The organism is Oleiphilus sp. HI0086, assembly GCF_001635225.1.
Window position 1 is genome coordinate 1 of the sequence record NZ_LWFZ01000803.1, and the last position, 816, is coordinate 816.

Consider the following 816-nt stretch of genomic DNA (forward strand, 5'->3'; position numbering starts at 1 on the left):
GCGGTGAGTCTACTCGTCCAGGTGCACAGCCAGTAAGCGTTCAAGAAGAGCTTGATCGTGTTTGTCCTGTTGCTGAAAAAATTCTTCAAAACTTCGATGTCGTATTATCGGTCGATACTAGTACACCGCAAGTCATGCGTGAAACCGTTGCGCTGGGCGCTGGTTTGATTAATGATGTTCGGGCATTTACGCGACCTGGCGCGGTCGAAGCCGTTGCGGGTGCGAATGTCGCCTTGTGTGTCATGCATATGCAAGGTAAGCCCGATACAATGCAAATTCAGCCAGAATATACGTCGGTTGTGGAAGAGGTTGAGGCCTTTTTACTTTCGCGTATTAATACGCTCAAGTCTGCTGGGGTTGATGATCAGCGTTTGATTGTCGATCCAGGTTTTGGTTTTGGTAAAACGCTTTCCCATAATCTGAGCTTATTAGCTGGCATTGAGCGACTAAAACGTATGGGGTACCCTGTGTTGGTTGGGGTTTCTAGAAAGTCCATGTTTGCTGACTTGCTGGGACGAGATGTAGAACAGCGTTTAGCTGGAAGTTTGTCTGCTGCGACACTTGCTGCCTGGCAAGGGGCCGAGATCGTAAGGGTTCATGATGTTGTTGAGACGGTTGATGCGGTGCGTGTTGTTGATGCTGTAAAGCGTGCAGGTTAGGTTTATTTAAGGGTTTTAGGGAAAAGATATGTCTTCAAGAAAATACTTTGGTACAGATGGAATTCGTGGCTGCTTGGGTGAAGGTGCAATTACACCAGAGTTTATGCTTAAGCTGGGTTGGGCTTGTGGTAAGGTTTTCAAGAAAGAAGGCCTCAGG

The 816-nt window shown here is 47.4% G+C and carries 2 protein-coding genes; both read left to right on the forward strand.

Annotated elements, in window-relative coordinates; genetic code table 11:
- Nucleotides 1–659 (forward strand): dihydropteroate synthase (gene folP / locus A3756_RS14200; RefSeq protein WP_068553733.1); only part of this gene is annotated, 659 nt, incomplete at its 5' end.
- 28 nt (nt 660–687) lie between these two features.
- Nucleotides 688–816: hypothetical protein (locus tag A3756_RS26125; RefSeq protein WP_156490477.1), on the forward strand; the 129-nt coding region annotated here is incomplete at its 3' end.